The sequence below is a fragment of the Citrobacter sp. Cb031 genome, assembly GCF_030336725.1.
Taxonomy (GTDB): Bacteria; Pseudomonadota; Gammaproteobacteria; order Enterobacterales; family Enterobacteriaceae; genus Citrobacter; species Citrobacter braakii.
This window is the reverse complement of the sequence record NZ_JAOWDA010000021.1, coordinates 489,997-506,578: the sequence shown is the minus strand read 5'-3', so window position 1 is coordinate 506,578 and position 16,582 is coordinate 489,997. Positions and strand designations below refer to the sequence as shown.

The following is a 16,582-nucleotide window of genomic DNA, read 5'->3' as shown; positions in this document are numbered from 1 at the left end:
CTGACTTAGCGGTGATAGTAATGGCCGTCATCATCGGAGTGATGGTGACTATGCCGCCACGCATGCTGGTTCTTCCTTTGCTCGCGCTCCTGGCGTTCATGCTCTTTATCACGGTTGGCTTCACGGTTTTTGTGATTAGCGATCGCCGTGGCAACTGCTGCGGCCCCAATACCAGCAGCGGCTGCAGAAAGGTAAGGATGTTCGGCACAGCCCGACAGACTAGCCATAATAACCAACGTGGAAATCAGTTTTTTCATTGTGGCGGTATCCGTTACTCGCGCACAATTTTGCCAGCATTCCCGGCATCGCTGTCGTTCCAGCTACCGCGACCATTCGTTTTAATGGTGTAAGTGGCATAGCCGACACGGAAGGTCATCGTATCCTGATAGGTATTTACGTCACGCACTTCATTACCATTGACGTACACGCTGGAACCCTCGACGTGAATATCAATGCTGCGTTGACCATTGGCAAATTTGGCTACGTAATTTCCGCTGAATTTGCCGTAAATATCGGCATTATCGTGGTTATCCCGGTCAGCGGTATTTTGCTGCTCTTCACCATGACGATGATGACGGCTCTGCTGGCTGTTGCCGTTCTCAATAAAGCCATGATCGCGGTTCCACTGATAGGATTTATTGATATCGCAGCCATTGAGTTCACTCATTTGCGTACAACCTGAATGTTCATACTTTTTCTGCATTGCCGGGGTAATTGCGCATGCCGTTGTGGCCGTTGTCAGGCCGAGGACAAAGAGGGTCAGCAGACGTTTTTTCATTTTTTGCTCACTATCATCATTAAGTTTATTTATTGGAATACGAACTGTTCGAATGTCATGTTTACGACGACGGCAGTCTCCCATTAAATATTAATGACGCATACCAGGGGGAATCCTAATTTATATTAATGGTGAGGGTGTGGGGGCTGTAATATGCAACATTACAAGCAGGTGAATTACGTATTTTATACAAGTAAGATAAAACGCTTAATTATATTTACTTTTTAATGAAATGTTTAAATAAATATTAATATTGACATTAATGGCAGGAACGCAGGCTTGTAAATGTACAGGCCTGCGTGGCACATTTTGTCCGCAATATTCATACATAGTGTATTGATGGACATTTTATTCAACACAGGACAACGTTACCCTTGCGAGGGGATCTGTGCGCGGTGCTGCCTGGCCTGAACCTCATGGGCATATGAATGACCGTTATTCACTGACTGGTGAACGACCATCGCTTTTTCATGTTTATTCATTTGTGAAAAAGGGCGTGCCTGGGATAGTGTTGACGTTGAATTTTTCGTCTGCGCAACGTGTTCTTGCGCCATTTGTTGATGTGCAGGGGCACTGCTGTTATTCATCATTTCATGGGCTGCTGCGGCCTGCTGATGCATTTTGGGTGTGTCTGCCGCATTAACGCCAACTGAAATAAAAAACGCGATAGCGAAAAAAGAGGATATCTTATTCATCATATTTCTCCTGTTTGGGTTTACGGAAGAAATTATAATTGGTGAGGGCTGTCAGCGGCGTGACAGGACTATGACGGTTATGTCAGAGAATCGGTGATGATATATATCGTTCATACTTCAAGCTGCATATGCGTTGGCTGCGCTCGTTCACCCCAGTCATTTACTTAAGTAAGTGACTGGGGATTCCCTCTCTTGCCGCCTTCCTGCAACTCGAATTGTTTAAGGTATCAACGCCATTACCATAAATTACATCGCATGCTTGGGCAGCGTCAGAATAAATCGGGTGGCAAGCTGATCGGATGTCACCGAGACTTTCCCCTGATGGGCGATAACAATCGATTTCACAATCGCCAGGCCAATACCGCTGCCTTCGCCTTTACGCTGTCGCGAAGGGTCAACCCGATAAAACCGATCAAATAGCCGCGATAGATGCTGTGGGGGAATGGGGGGGCCGGGATTTTCCACGACTATCTGGACCAGGCCATCCGCCTCTTTCACCCGCACGGTTACCGACTCGCCTTTTGGCGTGTAGCGCATGGCATTTGAAAGCAGATTACTCATTGCCCGGCGTAGCATTAACGGATCGCCTGAAACCCAGCATGCGCGTCCTTCAAAACGTAAGCCAACCTCGCGCTCTTCTGCCCAGGCTTCGAAAAAATCGAACACTTTACCAACCTCATCGGCCAGATTAAGCGCTGTCTTTTCCGGGATAAGCTGATTGTTGTCTGCCTGCGCCAGAAACAGCATGTCGCTTACCATTTTCGACATACGACCAAACTCTTCAAGATTGGAATACAGCACGTCTTCCAGCTCTTTTTGGCTACGGGTTTGGCTGAGCGCAATTTCCGTTTGTGTGACCAGGTTGGTTATTGGCGTGCGGATCTCATGGGCAATATCCGCCGAGAAGTTCGACTGACGTTTAAATACATCCTCAATGCGTTCGATCATGTGATTAAACGAACTTACCAGTTGTTCCAGTTCAATAGGGACCGCTTGCGGATCGAGGCGCACATCAAGATCTTTTGAGGTGATATTTTGGATGCGCCGACTGACATTACGGATCGGTTCATGGCCTTTATACACAGCGAACAGCACGATAAATACAATCATCATGCTAATCAGCGATGCCGTCATAATCAGTTTGTTTTTCAGGTCGTTAATATAGTGCAGATGAAAATCGATCGATAACGCCAGATACAGCGTATACGCCGCTTTTCCATCAGTCAGCTTTCCTACCGGCAGGCGAATCATTCGCCAGTTAGACGACGTTTTTTGTCCGTGAATATGTTTGGCCGTTTGCAGTGTTGGGCCGGATATAATAAAAACATCGCTGGCATGGGCATTTTTATCCGGTCTTGCGCTGGCGATAAATTGCCGGAGATCCGGCGCATTTGGCGAATGAAAAATGGCTTTCTGCTTACTGTCTTCCAGAGAAATAATGACGTTCGAGTAGCCCTCAACCACGTTTTTTAGCGTTTCCAGACGGCGTGATTCCGGCTCGTTGGGTTGGTTAATAATCCGCTCCAGCGTGGCGCTGATCTCTTGTAAATCATTGATGTCCTGCTCGGCGAAATGGACCTTCACGGAGTGGATCATTATCCATGCAAAGGCGAAAAATGAAGCGATCGTCGCCAGACTGATAAAAAAGGTCAGTCGTGTCGCCAGCGAAAAAGGGCGCCGCCATCGTTTACTGGGCATCAGGAACCTCAAGCATATATCCCACGCCGCGTACGGTCTGAATCAGTTTCGGCTCAAAATCGTTATCAATTTTGGCGCGCAGACGCTTAACGGCGACGTCGATGGCATTGGTATCGCTGTCAAAATTCATATCCCAGACCTGGGAAGCGATCAGCGAGCGGGGTAAAACTTCCCCTTGATGACGCAGGAAAAACTCAAGCAGGGTAAACTCTTTGCTGGTCAGGGTAATACGCGTCCCGCTGCGGGTGACTTTTCTGCTGACCAGATCGACCATTAAATCCGCGACCTGAAACTGGCTTTCGACAATCACCGCCGCACCCCGGCGCAGCAGCGTTCTGACCCGCGCCAGCAGTTCGGCGAAGGCGAACGGTTTGACCAGATAATCATCAGCGCCTAATTCCAGACCCTTAACCCGATGTTCGATGGTACCCAGCGCGGTGAGGAGAAGAATGGGCATCCCTTTGTTAGCGGAACGCAGCATCCGTACGATATCCCAGCCGTTTACATCCGGCAGCATGATGTCGAGTATGAGCAGGTCGTAATCGCCGGTCATCGCCAGGTGGTACCCGTTCAGGCCGTTATCCGCTAAATCCACGACAAAACCCGCTTCCGTCAGGCCTTTCGTCAGGTATTCACCGGTTTTTTTCTCATCTTCGACTATCAACACCTTCATCGCATTCTCCTTCTCACACGGGTTGTGCTGACTTTCAATTCTAGGGAAGCGGGATCGGATAGCAATCGGTTATTGGGAAAATGACAGTTTTGTCATTTTCCTGTCACCGCTTAAACAGAGTCACTTCGTTAAAGTACAACACTATAAATTCCTACATTTTTTAGGGCCATCAGTCCGGTCAGGACGAGAAGAACTATGAGCAAATTTAAGCTTCTTACCCTCAGCGCTGTATTCGTTCTCGCCGGTTGTTCATTGGCGCCGGACTATCAGCGTCCGACATTGCCTGTGCCGCAGCAATTCTCCTTAAGCCAGAACGCCCTGGTTTCTGCACCGGTGGGATATCAGGACACGGGCTGGCGGAGCTTCTTCGTTGACTCCCAGGTAAAGGCGCTGATCGGCGAGGCGCTGGTCAATAACCGCGATTTACGTATGGCAGTGCTAAAAGTTCAGGAAGCGAGAGCGCAATATGGCGTCACGGACGCTGACCGCTACCCGCAACTCACGGCAGGTTCCAGTGGTACTTACAGCGGCAAATTAAAAGGCGATAGCAGCACCGATCGTGAATTCGAAGCTGGACTCAATCTTAGTTTCGATCTGGACTTCTTTGGTCGGCTGAAGAATATGAGTGAAGCCGAGCGACAGAACTTCTTTGCCAGCGAAGAGGCGCGTCGGGCGGTACACATCTCATTAATCTCCAACGTATCGCAAAGTTATTTCAATCAGCGTCTGGCTTATGCACAACTGCAAATTGCCGAAGAAACGCTGCAAAACTATCAGCGTTCTTACGCTTTTGTTGAGAAGCAGTTGCTGACCGGAAGCACCAACGTACTGGCGCTGGAACAGGCGCGGGGCGTGATTGAAAGCACGCGCAGCGAAATCGCGAAGCGTAAAGGTGAACTGGCGCAGGCGAACAACGCGCTGCAACTGTTGCTGGGTACGTACGGGAAATTACCCAACGACCAGATGCGCAGCAGCGGGGATATCAAACCAGTAACGCTGCCGCCATCGCTCTCGTCGCAAATCCTGTTGCAGCGCCCGGATATTTTGGAAGCTGAACACGGATTAATGGCGGCGAATGCCAATATCGGCGCCGCACGAGCAGCGTTTTTCCCGTCGATTACCTTGACCAGTTCAGTTTCCAGCAGCAGCAGCGATCTCTCCAGCTTATTTAATGCGACCAGCGGCATGTGGAATTTTGTCCCCAAAATAGATATTCCCATTTTTAACGCCGGACGTAATCAGTCCAATCTCGACCTCGCTGAAATTCGCCAACAGCAGTCGGTGGTGAATTACGAACAAAAAATTCAGAACGCGTTTAAAGAGGTGGCGGATGCGCTGGTGTTGCGCCAAAGCATTGCCGATCAAATTAGCGGTCAGCAGCGCTACCTGACGTCATTGCAAATCACCTTACAACGCGCCAGAGCGCTTTATCAAAATGGTGCGGTTAGCTACATCGAAGTACTGGACGCTGAACGTTCTTTATTCGCTACGCAGCAATCGCTGCTCGATCTTAATTACGCCCAACAGGTTAATGAAATTAAGCTGTTTGCTGCCTTAGGCGGCGGTTGGGTGGAGTAATCCTTAATATTAACTTTTCAGGAGCATCAAGTATGAATACTACCGCCAAAGCCGTGTTGTTTAGCTTTTTCTCTGTGGTCATGTTTAACGCTCAGGCCAATGAGCATCAGCATGGCGAGATGATGAACATGCAGCCAGCGGCCCAACAGGAAGACGTCATTAGCGCCACCGGGGTGATTGAAGCTATTGATAAAGAAAGTAAAAAAATCACGATCAAGCATGATCCCATTCCCGCGGTGAACTGGCCTGCCATGACGATGCGTTTTACGCGGGTTGCCGACACCAAGGCTGACGATATTAAACCTGGCGATAAGGTTGCGTTTACGTTTGTTCAGCAGGGAAATCTCTCTGTGTTACGCGATATTCACATCAGTAAATAACGTTCTCGCTGGTCTCTTTTATTCTTGCCCGGATTCTTCGAAATGCGGGTGAGACTATCGCGCAATGGAAATCACTATGGCGTCTTTAAATATTAAAAATACCGCGCTTATTCTCGCTGGCATGATTGCCGGAGGGGTTATTTCTGTCGGTATTTATACTTATTATTCATCAGCAAACGTAACGGCTGAAACCGGGCAGGCTTCGCAAAAAGAAGCCAGAAAAGTGTTGTTCTGGTATGACCCCATGTACCCGAACACGCGCTTTGATAAGCCGGGTAAATCACCGTTTATGGATATGGATCTGATCCCCAAATATGCCGATGAAGAGACCGCGAGCGCGTCAGCGCCTGGCGTGCGTATCGATCCCACTCAGACCCAAAATTTGGGTCTGAAAACAGAACCTGTGCGCCGTGGCCCGCTGCACTATGCGCAAACTTTCCCGGCTAACGTTAGCTATAACGAATACCAGTTTGTTATTGTCCAGGCCCGCTCCGCAGGCTTTATCGAGAAGGTTTACCCGCTAACCGTGGGCGACAAAATTAAGCAAGGTGCGCCGCTTATCGATCTGACGATTCCCGACTGGGTTGAGGCGCAGAGCGAATATTTGTTACTGCGGGAGACCGGCGGCAGTGCGACGCAGGTGGAAGGGATTCTGGAGAGATTACGTCTGGCCGGTATGCCGGAAGCGGATATTCAGCGCTTAAAATCGACGCGTAAAATTCAGACTCGCTTTACCCTGAAAGCCCCTATTGATGGGGTGATTACCGCATTCGATTTGCGTACCGGCATGAACATTTCCAAAGACAATGTGGTCGCGAAAATTCAGGGGATGGACCCGGTATGGGTCAGCGCGTCGGTCCCGGAATCTATCGCCTGGCTGATCAAAGACGCCTCGCAATTTACCATCACCGTGCCCGCCTGGCCGGATAAGCCTTTCACCATTAGCAAGTGGAATATCTTACCTAGTGTCGATGCCTCCACGCGTACGCTGCAGATCCGCTTGCAGGTCAATAACCCTGATGAGGCGCTCAAGCCGGGGATGAATGCTTACCTGCAACTGAAAACGCAAAGTGAACCGATGCTGCTGATCCCCTCAAAGGCGTTGATTGATACAGGCACCGAGCAACGGGTGATCACCGTCGATAACGAAGGTCGATTTGTACCGAAGCAGGTTGCGGTATTCCATGAATCTCAAGGGCTGACGGCTATCCGCTCAGGCCTGACTGAAGGTGAAAAAGTGGTGTCCAGTGGTCTGTTCCTGATTGATTCCGAGGCGAATATCTCTGGCGCACTGGACCGTATGCGCGCGCAGAACAGTGGTGCGCAAGACGCATCCGCAAAGCCAGCCCAGGCGACCCATTCACACTGAGGACATGATAAATGATTGAATGGATTATCCGCCGTTCGGTGGCAAACCGTTTTCTGGTGATGATGGGGGCGCTGTTTCTCAGTATCTGGGGAACCTGGACTATCATTAATACCCCGGTTGATGCGTTGCCCGATCTCTCTGATGTTCAGGTGATCGTCAAAACCAGCTATCCAGGGCAGGCACCGCAAATCGTCGAAAATCAGGTGACTTACCCGCTGACCACCACCATGCTGTCGGTACCGGGCGCGAAGACCGTGCGTGGTTTCTCGCAGTTTGGTGATTCCTATGTGTACGTCATTTTCGAAGATGGCACCGATCCTTACTGGGCGCGCTCGCGCGTACTGGAGTATCTCAACCAGGTTCAGGGGAAATTACCGGCAGGGGTCAGCGCGGAGATGGGACCGGACGCCACGGGCGTCGGCTGGATCTTTGAATATGCGCTGGTCGATCGCAGCGGTAAACACGATTTGGCAGAGTTACGTACTCTTCAGGACTGGTTTTTAAAGTATGAGTTAAAAACGATTCCGAACGTGGCAGAGGTGGCCTCGGTAGGCGGCGTGGTTAAACAGTACCTGGTTGTTATCGACCCGATGAAGCTGACGCAATATGGCATCAGCCTGGCGGAGGTGAAATCTGCACTGGATACGTCGAATCAGGAGGCGGGCGGCTCGTCTGTTGAGATGGCTGAAGCGGAATATATGGTCCGCGCCAGTGGGTATCTACAAACGCTTGATGACTTCAATAATATCGTCCTGAAAACAGGGGCCGACGGTGTACCTGTTTACCTGCGCGATGTCGCGCGTGTGCAGATTGGGCCGGAAATGCGCCGTGGGATCGCCGAACTGAATGGTGAAGGCGAAGTGGCGGGCGGGGTGGTAATTCTGCGTTCCGGTAAAAATGCACGTGAAGTGATCTCCGCCGTTAAAGCCAAACTCGACACGCTGAAAAGCAGCCTGCCGGAAGGCGTTGAGGTAGTTACAACATACGATCGCAGTCAGCTCATCGATCGCGCTATTGATAACCTGAGCTATAAGCTGCTGGAAGAGTTTATCGTTGTTGCGCTGGTGTGCGCGCTGTTCCTGTGGCATCTGCGTTCGGCGCTGGTGGCGATTATTTCCCTGCCGCTGGGACTGTGTATCGCGTTTATCGTGATGCATTTCCAGGGGCTGAACGCCAATATCATGTCGCTTGGGGGCATTGCCATTGCCGTCGGGGCGATGGTCGATGCCGCGATCGTGATGATTGAAAACGCCCATAAGCGGCTTGAAGAGTGGGGACATCAGCATCCGGATGAAAAACTGGATAACGCAACGCGCTGGAAGGTTATTACCGATGCCTCGGTAGAGGTCGGCCCGGCATTGTTCATCAGCTTGCTGATTATCACCCTGTCGTTTATCCCTATTTTCACGCTCGAGGGGCAAGAGGGGCGACTGTTCGGCCCGCTGGCGTTCACCAAAACGTATGCCATGGCAGGTGCGGCGTTTCTGGCTATTGTCGTCATTCCGATCCTGATGGGGTTCTGGATCCGTGGCAAAATACCGGCGGAAAGCAGTAACCCGCTTAACCGTTTCCTGATCCGTATTTATCATCCGCTGTTGTTGAAGGTGCTGCATTGGCCTAAAACCACCTTGCTGGTGGCGGTGCTTTCGATACTGACGGTTATCTACCCGCTGAATAAAGTCGGTGGTGAATTCCTGCCGCAGATTAACGAAGGCGATCTACTGTATATGCCGTCAACCCTGCCGGGGATTTCGGCGGCGCAGGCGGCGGATATGCTGCAAAAAACCGACAAGCTGATCATGACCGTTCCGGAAGTGGCGCGCGTGTTTGGTAAAACCGGTAAGGCGGAAACCGCAACGGATTCCGCGCCGCTGGAAATGGTCGAAACAACGATCCAACTGAAGCCGCAGGATCAGTGGCGTCCGGGGATGACGATGGACAAAATCATCGCCGAACTCGACAAAACCGTGCGCTTGCCAGGGCTGGCGAATCTGTGGGTTCCGCCTATTCGTAACCGTATCGACATGCTTTCTACCGGCATCAAAAGCCCGATTGGGATAAAGGTGTCAGGTAATGTTCTGGCTGATATCGACGCCACGGCGGAACAAATCGAAGAGGTAGCCAGAACCGTGCCGGGCGTCGCTTCGGCGCTGGCTGAGCGGCTGGTGGGCGGGCGCTATATTAATGTGGACATTAATCGGGAGAAAGCAGCCCGCTACGGTATGACCGTTGGCGCGGTACAGCTGTTTGTCACCTCCGCGGTAGGAGGCGCGATGGTGGGCGAAACGGTGGAAGGGATTGCACGTTATCCGATTAACCTTCGCTATGCGCAGAGCTATCGTGATAGCCCGGAAGCGCTGCGTAATCTGCCTATTCTGACGCCCATGAAGCAGCAAATCACGCTGGCTGATGTTGCAGATGTGACAGTGGTTTCTGGTCCGTCGATGTTGAAAACCGAAGATGCGCGACCCACCAGTTGGATTTATATCGACGCCCGCGACCGTGACATGGTTTCGGTGGTGAACGATCTGAAAAAAGCGATCGCTGAAAACGTACAGTTAAAGCCGGGGACCAGCGTGGCGTTTTCCGGGCAGTTCGAGCTGCTTGAACGCGCCAGCCATAAGCTCAAACTGATGGTGCCGATGACGCTGATGATTATCTTCGTCCTGCTTTATCTGGCTTTCCGTCGTTTTGGTGAAGCGCTGCTGATTATCACCAGCGTGCCCTTTGCGCTGGTAGGAGGGATCTGGTTCCTCTACTGGATGGGGTTCCATATGTCGGTTGCGACCGGAACCGGGTTTATCGCCCTGGCTGGCGTTGCCGCGGAGTTTGGCGTAGTGATGCTGATGTACTTGCGCCATGCTATTGAAGCCGAGCCTGCGCTGGAAAATCCGCAAACCTTTACGGCGGATAAGCTGGATGAAGCGTTGTATCACGGCGCGGTGCTGCGCGTGCGTCCGAAAGCGATGACCGTGGCGGTGATTATCGCGGGCCTGTTGCCAATCTTGTGGGGGACAGGGGCGGGCTCAGAAGTGATGAGCCGCATTGCCGCGCCGATGATTGGCGGCATGATTACCGCGCCATTGCTGTCGCTGTTTATTATTCCGGCAGCTTATAAGCTGATGTGGCTGCACAGGCATCGTAGCTAAAAGTAATGCCTTGAAGCGCTCGCCTGCGTCGGTTTTGTTGCCGAAGCAGGCGGTGCGTTATGCCGCCAACGCTTTCACGCGTTTGCGGTACTCGCCCGGCGTGCAGCCAAATCCCCGTAAAAAGACTTTGTGAAACGATGATTCGCTGGCGTAACCCACCGACTCGGCAATAACGATCAACGGCTGCGATCCGCGTGACAGCATCTGGGCGGCGAATTGCAGGCGTAGCTCGGTTAACACCGCCAGCGGCGTGGAGTTTGATACTTCACGGAATAGCTGCGCAAAGCTGGCCCGCGACATATGGGCACGCTTTGCCAGTTCTTCGACAGTCCAGGGAAAAGCCGGTGACTCCAGCATCATGAAGACAACGGCACCCAGCCTTGGGTGCAGCAGTAAATTCAGCACATTTTTAGCGGGTGTCGGCTGGGCTAGCCACTCGCGAACGGCTAACGCGAACAGCGTAGCGCATTGCTGGCTGCAAACGATGTTGGAGCCAGGCAGATCGTTGATGTATTCCTGCTGCATCAGCGCAATCATGGCCTTCAGCCAGTGGCTAATGGGACTGTTATCTTCTGGTGCCAGTATTAATATTTCCGGAAGGGCGGTTAAAAAATAGCGTGAAGATGCCTGCAATCGCAGGCTTCCGCAGACAATATGCGTTTGTTCTTCCCCTGTTTGGCACAGCCGATGCGCGGAGTTTTGAGGCAGAATGACTATTGTTCCTGGGCGTAACGTAGAAGACGTTCCGTCTGGCATATCCAGTTGAGCAAATCCCTGGGTTACCGTATGCCAGCGGATAACGGACAGCTCACCCGCCGCGTGCGGCAGTTGCCAGTCCCTGCTCAGCAGGCAGTTTTGATCAATCGAGCCCTGCGGGTCGTTAAGCATAAGTAATCGGCTAAGTGCATCCATAAAGACTCCTGAGCAGTTCTTGTTGATGCTTGTCGAGATGAAGTAACGCTGTTACTCATTATTTATTAAATAAATTTATGGTATTAGTTTATTTCCTCGATGGATTGAGTGGAAGATAGATAGTAGTGATTTAGACGATTTGACAGTAATTTGCGCGATATGGATACATTGTTCATGCATCGTTAAACCTATACTTCAGTTCAACAAACGAACAGTGACATGGCGGAGAGACAGCATGAATCAGTATCAGGCGATTATTATCGGATTTGGCAAAGCGGGTAAAACGCTGGCGGCTACCCTGGCGAAAACGGGCTGGCGAGTGGCGATTATTGAACAGTCAAACACCATGTATGGCGGGACATGTATCAATATCGGCTGCATTCCCACCAAAACCCTGGTACACGATGCTGAACTTCAGCATGACTTTGCTGCGGCGATGCAGCGCAAGGCCTCCGTTGTCAGCTTTCTGCGTGATAAAAACTTCCATAATCTTGCCGATCTGGAAAATGTAGATGTGATTGAAGGTCGTGCTGAATTCATTGATAACCATACGGTGCGGGTCGTGCAGCCAACAGGCGCGATTGAGCTAAGCGGCGAAAAGATCTTTATTAATACCGGCGCACAGGCAACGATGCCAAACGTGGCAGGGGTAATGACTACACCGGGCGTGTTTGACAGTACCGGGTTGTTAAATTTGACGCAACGTCCGGAACGTTTGGGGATTTTGGGCGGCGGTTATATTGGTGTTGAATTCGCATCAATGTTTGCCAACTTTGGCAGTAAGGTCACCATTTATGAAGCCGCCCCACTGTTTTTAGCCCGCGAAGATCGGGATATTGCCGACGCTATCGCCAACATTTTACGCGACAAAGGGGTTGAGATTATCCTTAATGCCAGGGTGCAGGCGGTTTCGTCCCATGACGGCGCGGTGCAGGTGCAAATGCCGGAAGGCGTCCAGACTGTGGATGCGCTACTGGTGGCATCGGGTCGCAAACCGGCAACTGAAAATCTGCAGTTGCAGAAAGCGGGTGTGGATGTCAACGCGCGCGGTGCCATTGTAGTGAATAAATATCTGCGTACTTCGGCAGACAATATCTGGGCCATGGGCGATGTGACGGGGGGGTTACAATTTACCTATATCTCGCTGGATGACTTCCGTATTGTGCGCGACAACCTGTTAGGCGAGGGATTACGTAACACCGGCGATCGCCAAAACGTACCGTATTCTGTCTTTATGACGCCGCCGCTTTCCCGTGTGGGGATGACAGAAGAACAAGCTCGCGCCAGCGGCGCGGCGGTCCAGGTTGTCACCCTGCCTGTCGCGGCTATCCCGCGTGCACGGGTGATGAATGACACGCGTGGCGTACTTAAAGCGGTGGTAAATCGCGAAACGAAACAGATATTAGGCGTATCGCTGCTGTGCGTGGATTCTCATGAGATGATTAATATCATTAAAACCGTTATGGATGCTGGTTTACCTTACACGACATTGCGCGATCAAATATTTACTCATCCGAGCATGAGCGAATCACTGAACGATCTCTTCTCTCTAATAAAATAATAATATAGTTTGCATGATTGCCCCACCTGTGTGGGGCTTTTTTTTATCATATATAAAGAAATACTCATGAACAGTTATTCTGGTGTTATGGAGGAAATAAGATAAGCAATAATGTTTTATTCTATTACGAGTGAAATCACTTGTTAATGGAAATAGAAATGAACATGCTTAAAACTTCATTATTGTTGACTGCTTTACTGACTGCGCCGGTGACATTTTCTGCACTGGCACAACAGCCAGTCGAAGTAGCCCGCGTCAGCGTGTCGGCAATTGCCGCTGCACCTTCTGTTGTTGAACATGCAATCGCCAGGCTGGCGCAGGAAAAGAAGGCAACTTCCTGGAAAATTACCTCAATGCGCATTGATAGCAGCACTCACGCAACCGCAATTTTGTACAAGTGAGGAGAGTCTGAATGGAAAAGTATCTGCGTTTACTCAGCAAGGGCGATAGAATTGGATTAACATTGATTCGCCTGAGTATTGCCATTGTTTTTATCTGGATTGGCTTATTGAAATTTGTACCTTACGAAGCCGATAGTATTACGCCATTTGTTGCCAATAGTCCGGTAATGTCATTTTTTTATGAACATCCAGAAGAATATAAGCAGCATTTAACCCACGAAGGTGAGTTTAAACCGCAGGAGCGGGAATGGCAGAAGGCGAATAACACCTATACGTTCTCCAATGGTCTGGGCGTAGTCGAAGTGCTGATCGCATTGCTGGTGCTGGCTAATCCTGTTAGCCGTTGGTTGGGATTAATTGGTGGCGTACTGGCATTTGCTACTCCGATTGTGACGTTATCATTTTTAATTACCACACCGGAAGCATGGGTGATGCCACTGGGCGATTTGCACCACGGTTTTCCGTACTTGTCAGGAGCCGGGCGTCTGGTGTTGAAAGACACATTAATGCTGGCGGGAGCGGTGATGATCATCGCAGATTCATCGCGATCAATTATTAAGCAAAAGTATTGAATTTTTAACGTTGTACCCTCTGTAAGACAGTAAGCCTCTATAGTTCGATTCGGTAATTACCGGGCCAGCAGGATGCTGGCCTTTTTTCTGCCCTAAGGTAAATTCATTTTACATGTGAATTATAATTATTCACTTTTTCACAATAACTAGTCGGAGCTATATTCCTGGTTAATGATATAGTGCCGTAAGCATTTTCTCTTCTTCTTGCGATAGCACGCCAGTCCGCATACTGCGTGGTCCTTCCATCAAAACCCATTCATTTCCCTCTATTTTTTTTCTGTGTAGTTCTTGCTATTTGTTATCTCAAAATGACATCTCAAAAAAATTTATTATTCTCTTTTGTTATAGTTAGCCAACAACTTCATGTGGTTTTAGGCATGGCTTCAGCTAGAATTAACTTTGATTAAATGTTTTTACGTATCAATAAATGGCTAAAGATAGTTAAAAACTTAATTTTTAACCAACTGTTCGACATGGAATCCACTATGGTAATTAAGCACCAGGGGTGGATGCTGATCTTGCGTTTTGTGAGTAACCACAAGCGAGACATATCTTAAATATGGAAATAAGGGTTTTAGAATGAGCTTTGGATTAGCAAAGGACAACAAGTTTGAAATCATCGCTACCCTTCGTGAAGAGTTGCACAAGAAAACGAAACTGGAAGTGTTATGTGAAAACCATAGTGTTATCACGCAGTTAGAGAAGATTGATTTCGAGCGGTTTGTCATCTCCGGACACGAAGATATTGTTCCTGAAAAGGTCCAGTACTTTATCCTGCACAGTGAAAGTGGGATTGTAAAATTTAGTGCCAGATTCGAACAAACCTTATCAGCAGGTGCACAAGCAGGATTATCCTACTTCATCCCAGATATGATTTTCTTTGCCCAGCAGCGACAAAATCAGCGTTTTTCCTTCCTGAAGGGTTACGACTTTTTCTGTTTTGGTCGTTACAAAAACGGAGAAAACTACTCTCTGAAGATTAAAAACATCTCGCAGGGCGGTTGTGCATTAATTGTTAAAGATGTGAACTCCCGTTTTCTCTATAAAGATGCGGTGATTAAAAATGCCGCGCTGGATTTTGATACGTTTGGCAGTTTACAGCTGGATTTGAAAGTGATCGATGTCGTCATGATCAATGAATTTGATGAGGATAATCAATTGTATGCCTGTCATCAGATCTCATGTGAGTTCGATTTTAAAAATCGTCGTGAAGAGGCAGAGGTCGAAAAGATTATTATTAAATTTTTAATGAGTAACAAGATTTGATGCTGATAAGGAGCGATGAACAGGATGTTGATGTGTGGCAGTGATAATTTTGTGGGCAACGGTTTGTTCGCCTACCTGACAAGCAAACATGTACCGATACAAACATTCCAGTTTGAGGATATGTTGCATCAGTCATCATTATGCCAGCATCAAACCATGGTTTTTAATATCATTGATAACGAACAACCATGTTCAGCTATCGTGCAGTTTTTGAATAAAAACCGCTTCAAGTTTTATAATAATGTCGTGGTAATTATTGCTGATAGTTTGGTGGCGAAATTATGTGTAGAGTTATTATATGTTGAAAAAACGATAGTTTTGACGGAGAAATCTTCACTGCGCGATTTCGGTCAACTGGCGTCGTTAACGGCCGGGAAATGGAATCCCCGGCTGTATCGCTCACAGAAAAGATTAACCGAGAGAGAGCAGCAGATTCTGAGTTTATTGGTAAACGGATATACCGCGAGAGAAATTTCAGAGTTAGTCAGCCTGAATTATAAAACTATCCAGGCGCATAAAATGAGGGTCGTCACCAAGCTGGGACTGACCAATACCTCGGAATTAAATAAATTAATTGTCAGATTTACCCATCGTATGTCTTTTTTACCCTAACCTGGCCATTCTATTCTGATGTAACACACCTAATAGTAGATACAATTCGGGAGTGATATTGACTGGTTTTTAATTTTTATGATTTGTTGAGGGAGAGAGGAATGTTTAATTCTAGTGAGGTGTTAACCGCGCTTGAAAAGGCATTGAATACCAGTCAGCTTTATATGGTTTATCAACCAATTTTTAATTTGCGTAATCAGCGTATTAGCGGGTTTGAAGCATTAATGCGTTGGAATAGCCCCCAGATGGGGATGATCTCTCCCGATATTTTTATTACCTTGCTGGAAGACAGCGGCAATATCATGTCAATTGAAGATATGGTTACCCACACTCCCTGGGATGTGGCAACCCGTTGGCCAGAGCCCCTTGTATTGTCCGTCAATATTTCCGCGCTTGAATTCTGCGATCCGCTGTTACCCCAACGCGTCAGAAAAAATCTTACTGTATGTGGTCTCCCGCCTCATCGATGCCAGATAGAGGTCACGGAAACGTCGCCGCTGTGCGACAGTCAAGTCGCGGCTAAAAATATGACGGAGCTGAAGGCGATAGGGGTCAAAATTGCCCTTGATGATTTTGGAACCGGCCACGCCAATCTTAACTATCTGTTGAAATATCCTTTTGATACCTTAAAAATTGATAAGGAATTTATCGCCGGCATTGAACCCGATACCCGCTCAACAAAGATTGTCGAGGGTATAATTTCACTGGCGCACAATTTTGGTATTGAAGTTCTTGCTGAAGGGGTGGAAACCCAGTCCGAACTGGACCGGCTGATGCAGATTGGTTGTGACAAAATTCAAGGCTTTTTCATTTCTCCCCCAGTGTTAGCAGAAGAGATCCCGTTACTCCTGACGCAGTATAATCCTTAATCTTCTCCCTCTCTGTTGTTCCCCTGAATCTCGTTTGTTTCGCGTTGCCAGAGGGCCGCTCCCGCGCTT

Annotated in this window: 16 protein-coding genes; 10 read left to right on the top strand and 6 right to left on the bottom strand. The window is 49.0% G+C overall.

Annotated features, from left to right (window positions below; genetic code table 11):
• Positions 1-5: 5 nt before the first annotated feature.
• The 5 genes from OGV93_RS06845 to cusR form a co-directional block, all read right to left on the bottom strand.
• Positions 6-257: a membrane lipoprotein lipid attachment site-containing protein gene (locus OGV93_RS06845; RefSeq protein WP_016152145.1), complete on the bottom strand. Its 252-nt coding sequence runs from the start codon at positions 255-257 to the stop codon at positions 6-8.
• A gap of 14 nt (positions 258-271) precedes the next feature.
• On the bottom strand, positions 272-778 hold the full coding sequence (locus OGV93_RS06840; protein WP_287109463.1) for a hypothetical protein: 507 nt from the start codon (positions 776-778) through the stop codon (positions 272-274).
• Positions 779-1,146: 368 nt separating this feature from the next.
• Complete coding sequence (locus OGV93_RS06835) at positions 1,147-1,473, bottom strand: PcoE/SilE family metal-binding protein (protein WP_353622496.1); 327 nt, start codon at positions 1,471-1,473, stop codon at positions 1,147-1,149.
• A gap of 246 nt (positions 1,474-1,719) precedes the next feature.
• On the bottom strand, positions 1,720-3,171 hold the full coding sequence (locus tag OGV93_RS06830) for a Cu(+)/Ag(+) sensor histidine kinase (RefSeq protein ID WP_016155923.1): 1,452 nt from the start codon (positions 3,169-3,171) through the stop codon (positions 1,720-1,722).
• Positions 3,161-3,844: a copper response regulator transcription factor CusR gene (gene cusR / locus OGV93_RS06825; protein WP_016152149.1), complete on the bottom strand. Its 684-nt coding sequence runs from the start codon at positions 3,842-3,844 to the stop codon at positions 3,161-3,163. The genes OGV93_RS06830 and cusR overlap by 11 nt, the downstream gene beginning before the upstream one ends.
• 195 nt (positions 3,845-4,039) lie before the next feature.
• On the opposite strand from cusR, the gene OGV93_RS06820 reads away from it, so the two are divergent.
• The 4 genes from OGV93_RS06820 to OGV93_RS06805 all read left to right on the top strand — a co-directional run bounded on the left by OGV93_RS06820 (position 4,040) and on the right by OGV93_RS06805 (position 10,320).
• A complete protein-coding gene (locus OGV93_RS06820; RefSeq protein ID WP_065554217.1) occupies positions 4,040-5,422 on the top strand; it encodes an efflux transporter outer membrane subunit in 1,383 nt (460 codons plus the stop codon).
• Between the two features lie 32 nt (positions 5,423-5,454).
• Positions 5,455-5,802: a cation efflux system protein CusF gene (gene cusF / locus OGV93_RS06815; RefSeq protein ID WP_046275176.1), complete on the top strand. Its 348-nt coding sequence runs from the start codon at positions 5,455-5,457 to the stop codon at positions 5,800-5,802.
• Between the two features lie 76 nt (positions 5,803-5,878).
• Positions 5,879-7,171, top strand: a complete 1,293-nt coding sequence (locus OGV93_RS06810; RefSeq protein WP_101699769.1) for an efflux RND transporter periplasmic adaptor subunit — start codon at positions 5,879-5,881, stop codon at positions 7,169-7,171.
• 11 nt (positions 7,172-7,182) lie between these two features.
• Positions 7,183-10,320: a CusA/CzcA family heavy metal efflux RND transporter gene (locus OGV93_RS06805; RefSeq protein WP_287109461.1), complete on the top strand. Its 3,138-nt coding sequence runs from the start codon at positions 7,183-7,185 to the stop codon at positions 10,318-10,320.
• Positions 10,321-10,377: 57 nt separating this feature from the next.
• Here OGV93_RS06805 and rclR read toward each other — a convergent pair whose 3' ends face one another.
• Positions 10,378-11,232 (bottom strand): reactive chlorine-specific transcriptional regulator RclR, encoded by an 855-nt coding sequence (gene rclR / locus OGV93_RS06800; protein ID WP_101699772.1) that lies wholly within the window; start codon positions 11,230-11,232, stop codon positions 10,378-10,380.
• Positions 11,233-11,467: 235 nt separating this feature from the next.
• Between rclR and rclA the strand changes: the two genes are divergently transcribed.
• From rclA to OGV93_RS06770, 6 genes are all read left to right on the top strand, one after another.
• Positions 11,468-12,793 (top strand): reactive chlorine resistance oxidoreductase RclA, encoded by a 1,326-nt coding sequence (gene rclA / locus OGV93_RS06795; RefSeq protein ID WP_101699774.1) that lies wholly within the window; start codon positions 11,468-11,470, stop codon positions 12,791-12,793.
• A 164-nt stretch (positions 12,794-12,957) separates the two neighbouring features.
• A complete protein-coding gene (gene rclB / locus OGV93_RS06790; protein WP_029139445.1) occupies positions 12,958-13,194 on the top strand; it encodes a reactive chlorine resistance periplasmic protein RclB in 237 nt (78 codons plus the stop codon).
• Between the two features lie 11 nt (positions 13,195-13,205).
• Positions 13,206-13,766 (top strand): reactive chlorine resistance membrane protein RclC, encoded by a 561-nt coding sequence (gene rclC / locus OGV93_RS06785; RefSeq protein ID WP_016152157.1) that lies wholly within the window; start codon positions 13,206-13,208, stop codon positions 13,764-13,766.
• A 579-nt stretch (positions 13,767-14,345) separates the two neighbouring features.
• Entirely contained in the window at positions 14,346-15,032 is a 687-nt protein-coding gene (locus OGV93_RS06780) for a flagellar brake protein (RefSeq protein WP_016152158.1), read from the top strand.
• 24 nt (positions 15,033-15,056) lie between these two features.
• Positions 15,057-15,644: a helix-turn-helix domain-containing protein gene (locus tag OGV93_RS06775; protein ID WP_101699776.1), complete on the top strand. Its 588-nt coding sequence runs from the start codon at positions 15,057-15,059 to the stop codon at positions 15,642-15,644.
• Between the two features lie 101 nt (positions 15,645-15,745).
• Positions 15,746-16,513 (top strand): putative bifunctional diguanylate cyclase/phosphodiesterase, encoded by a 768-nt coding sequence (locus OGV93_RS06770; protein WP_047501818.1) that lies wholly within the window; start codon positions 15,746-15,748, stop codon positions 16,511-16,513.
• The last annotated feature ends 69 nt before the right edge of the window (positions 16,514-16,582 follow it).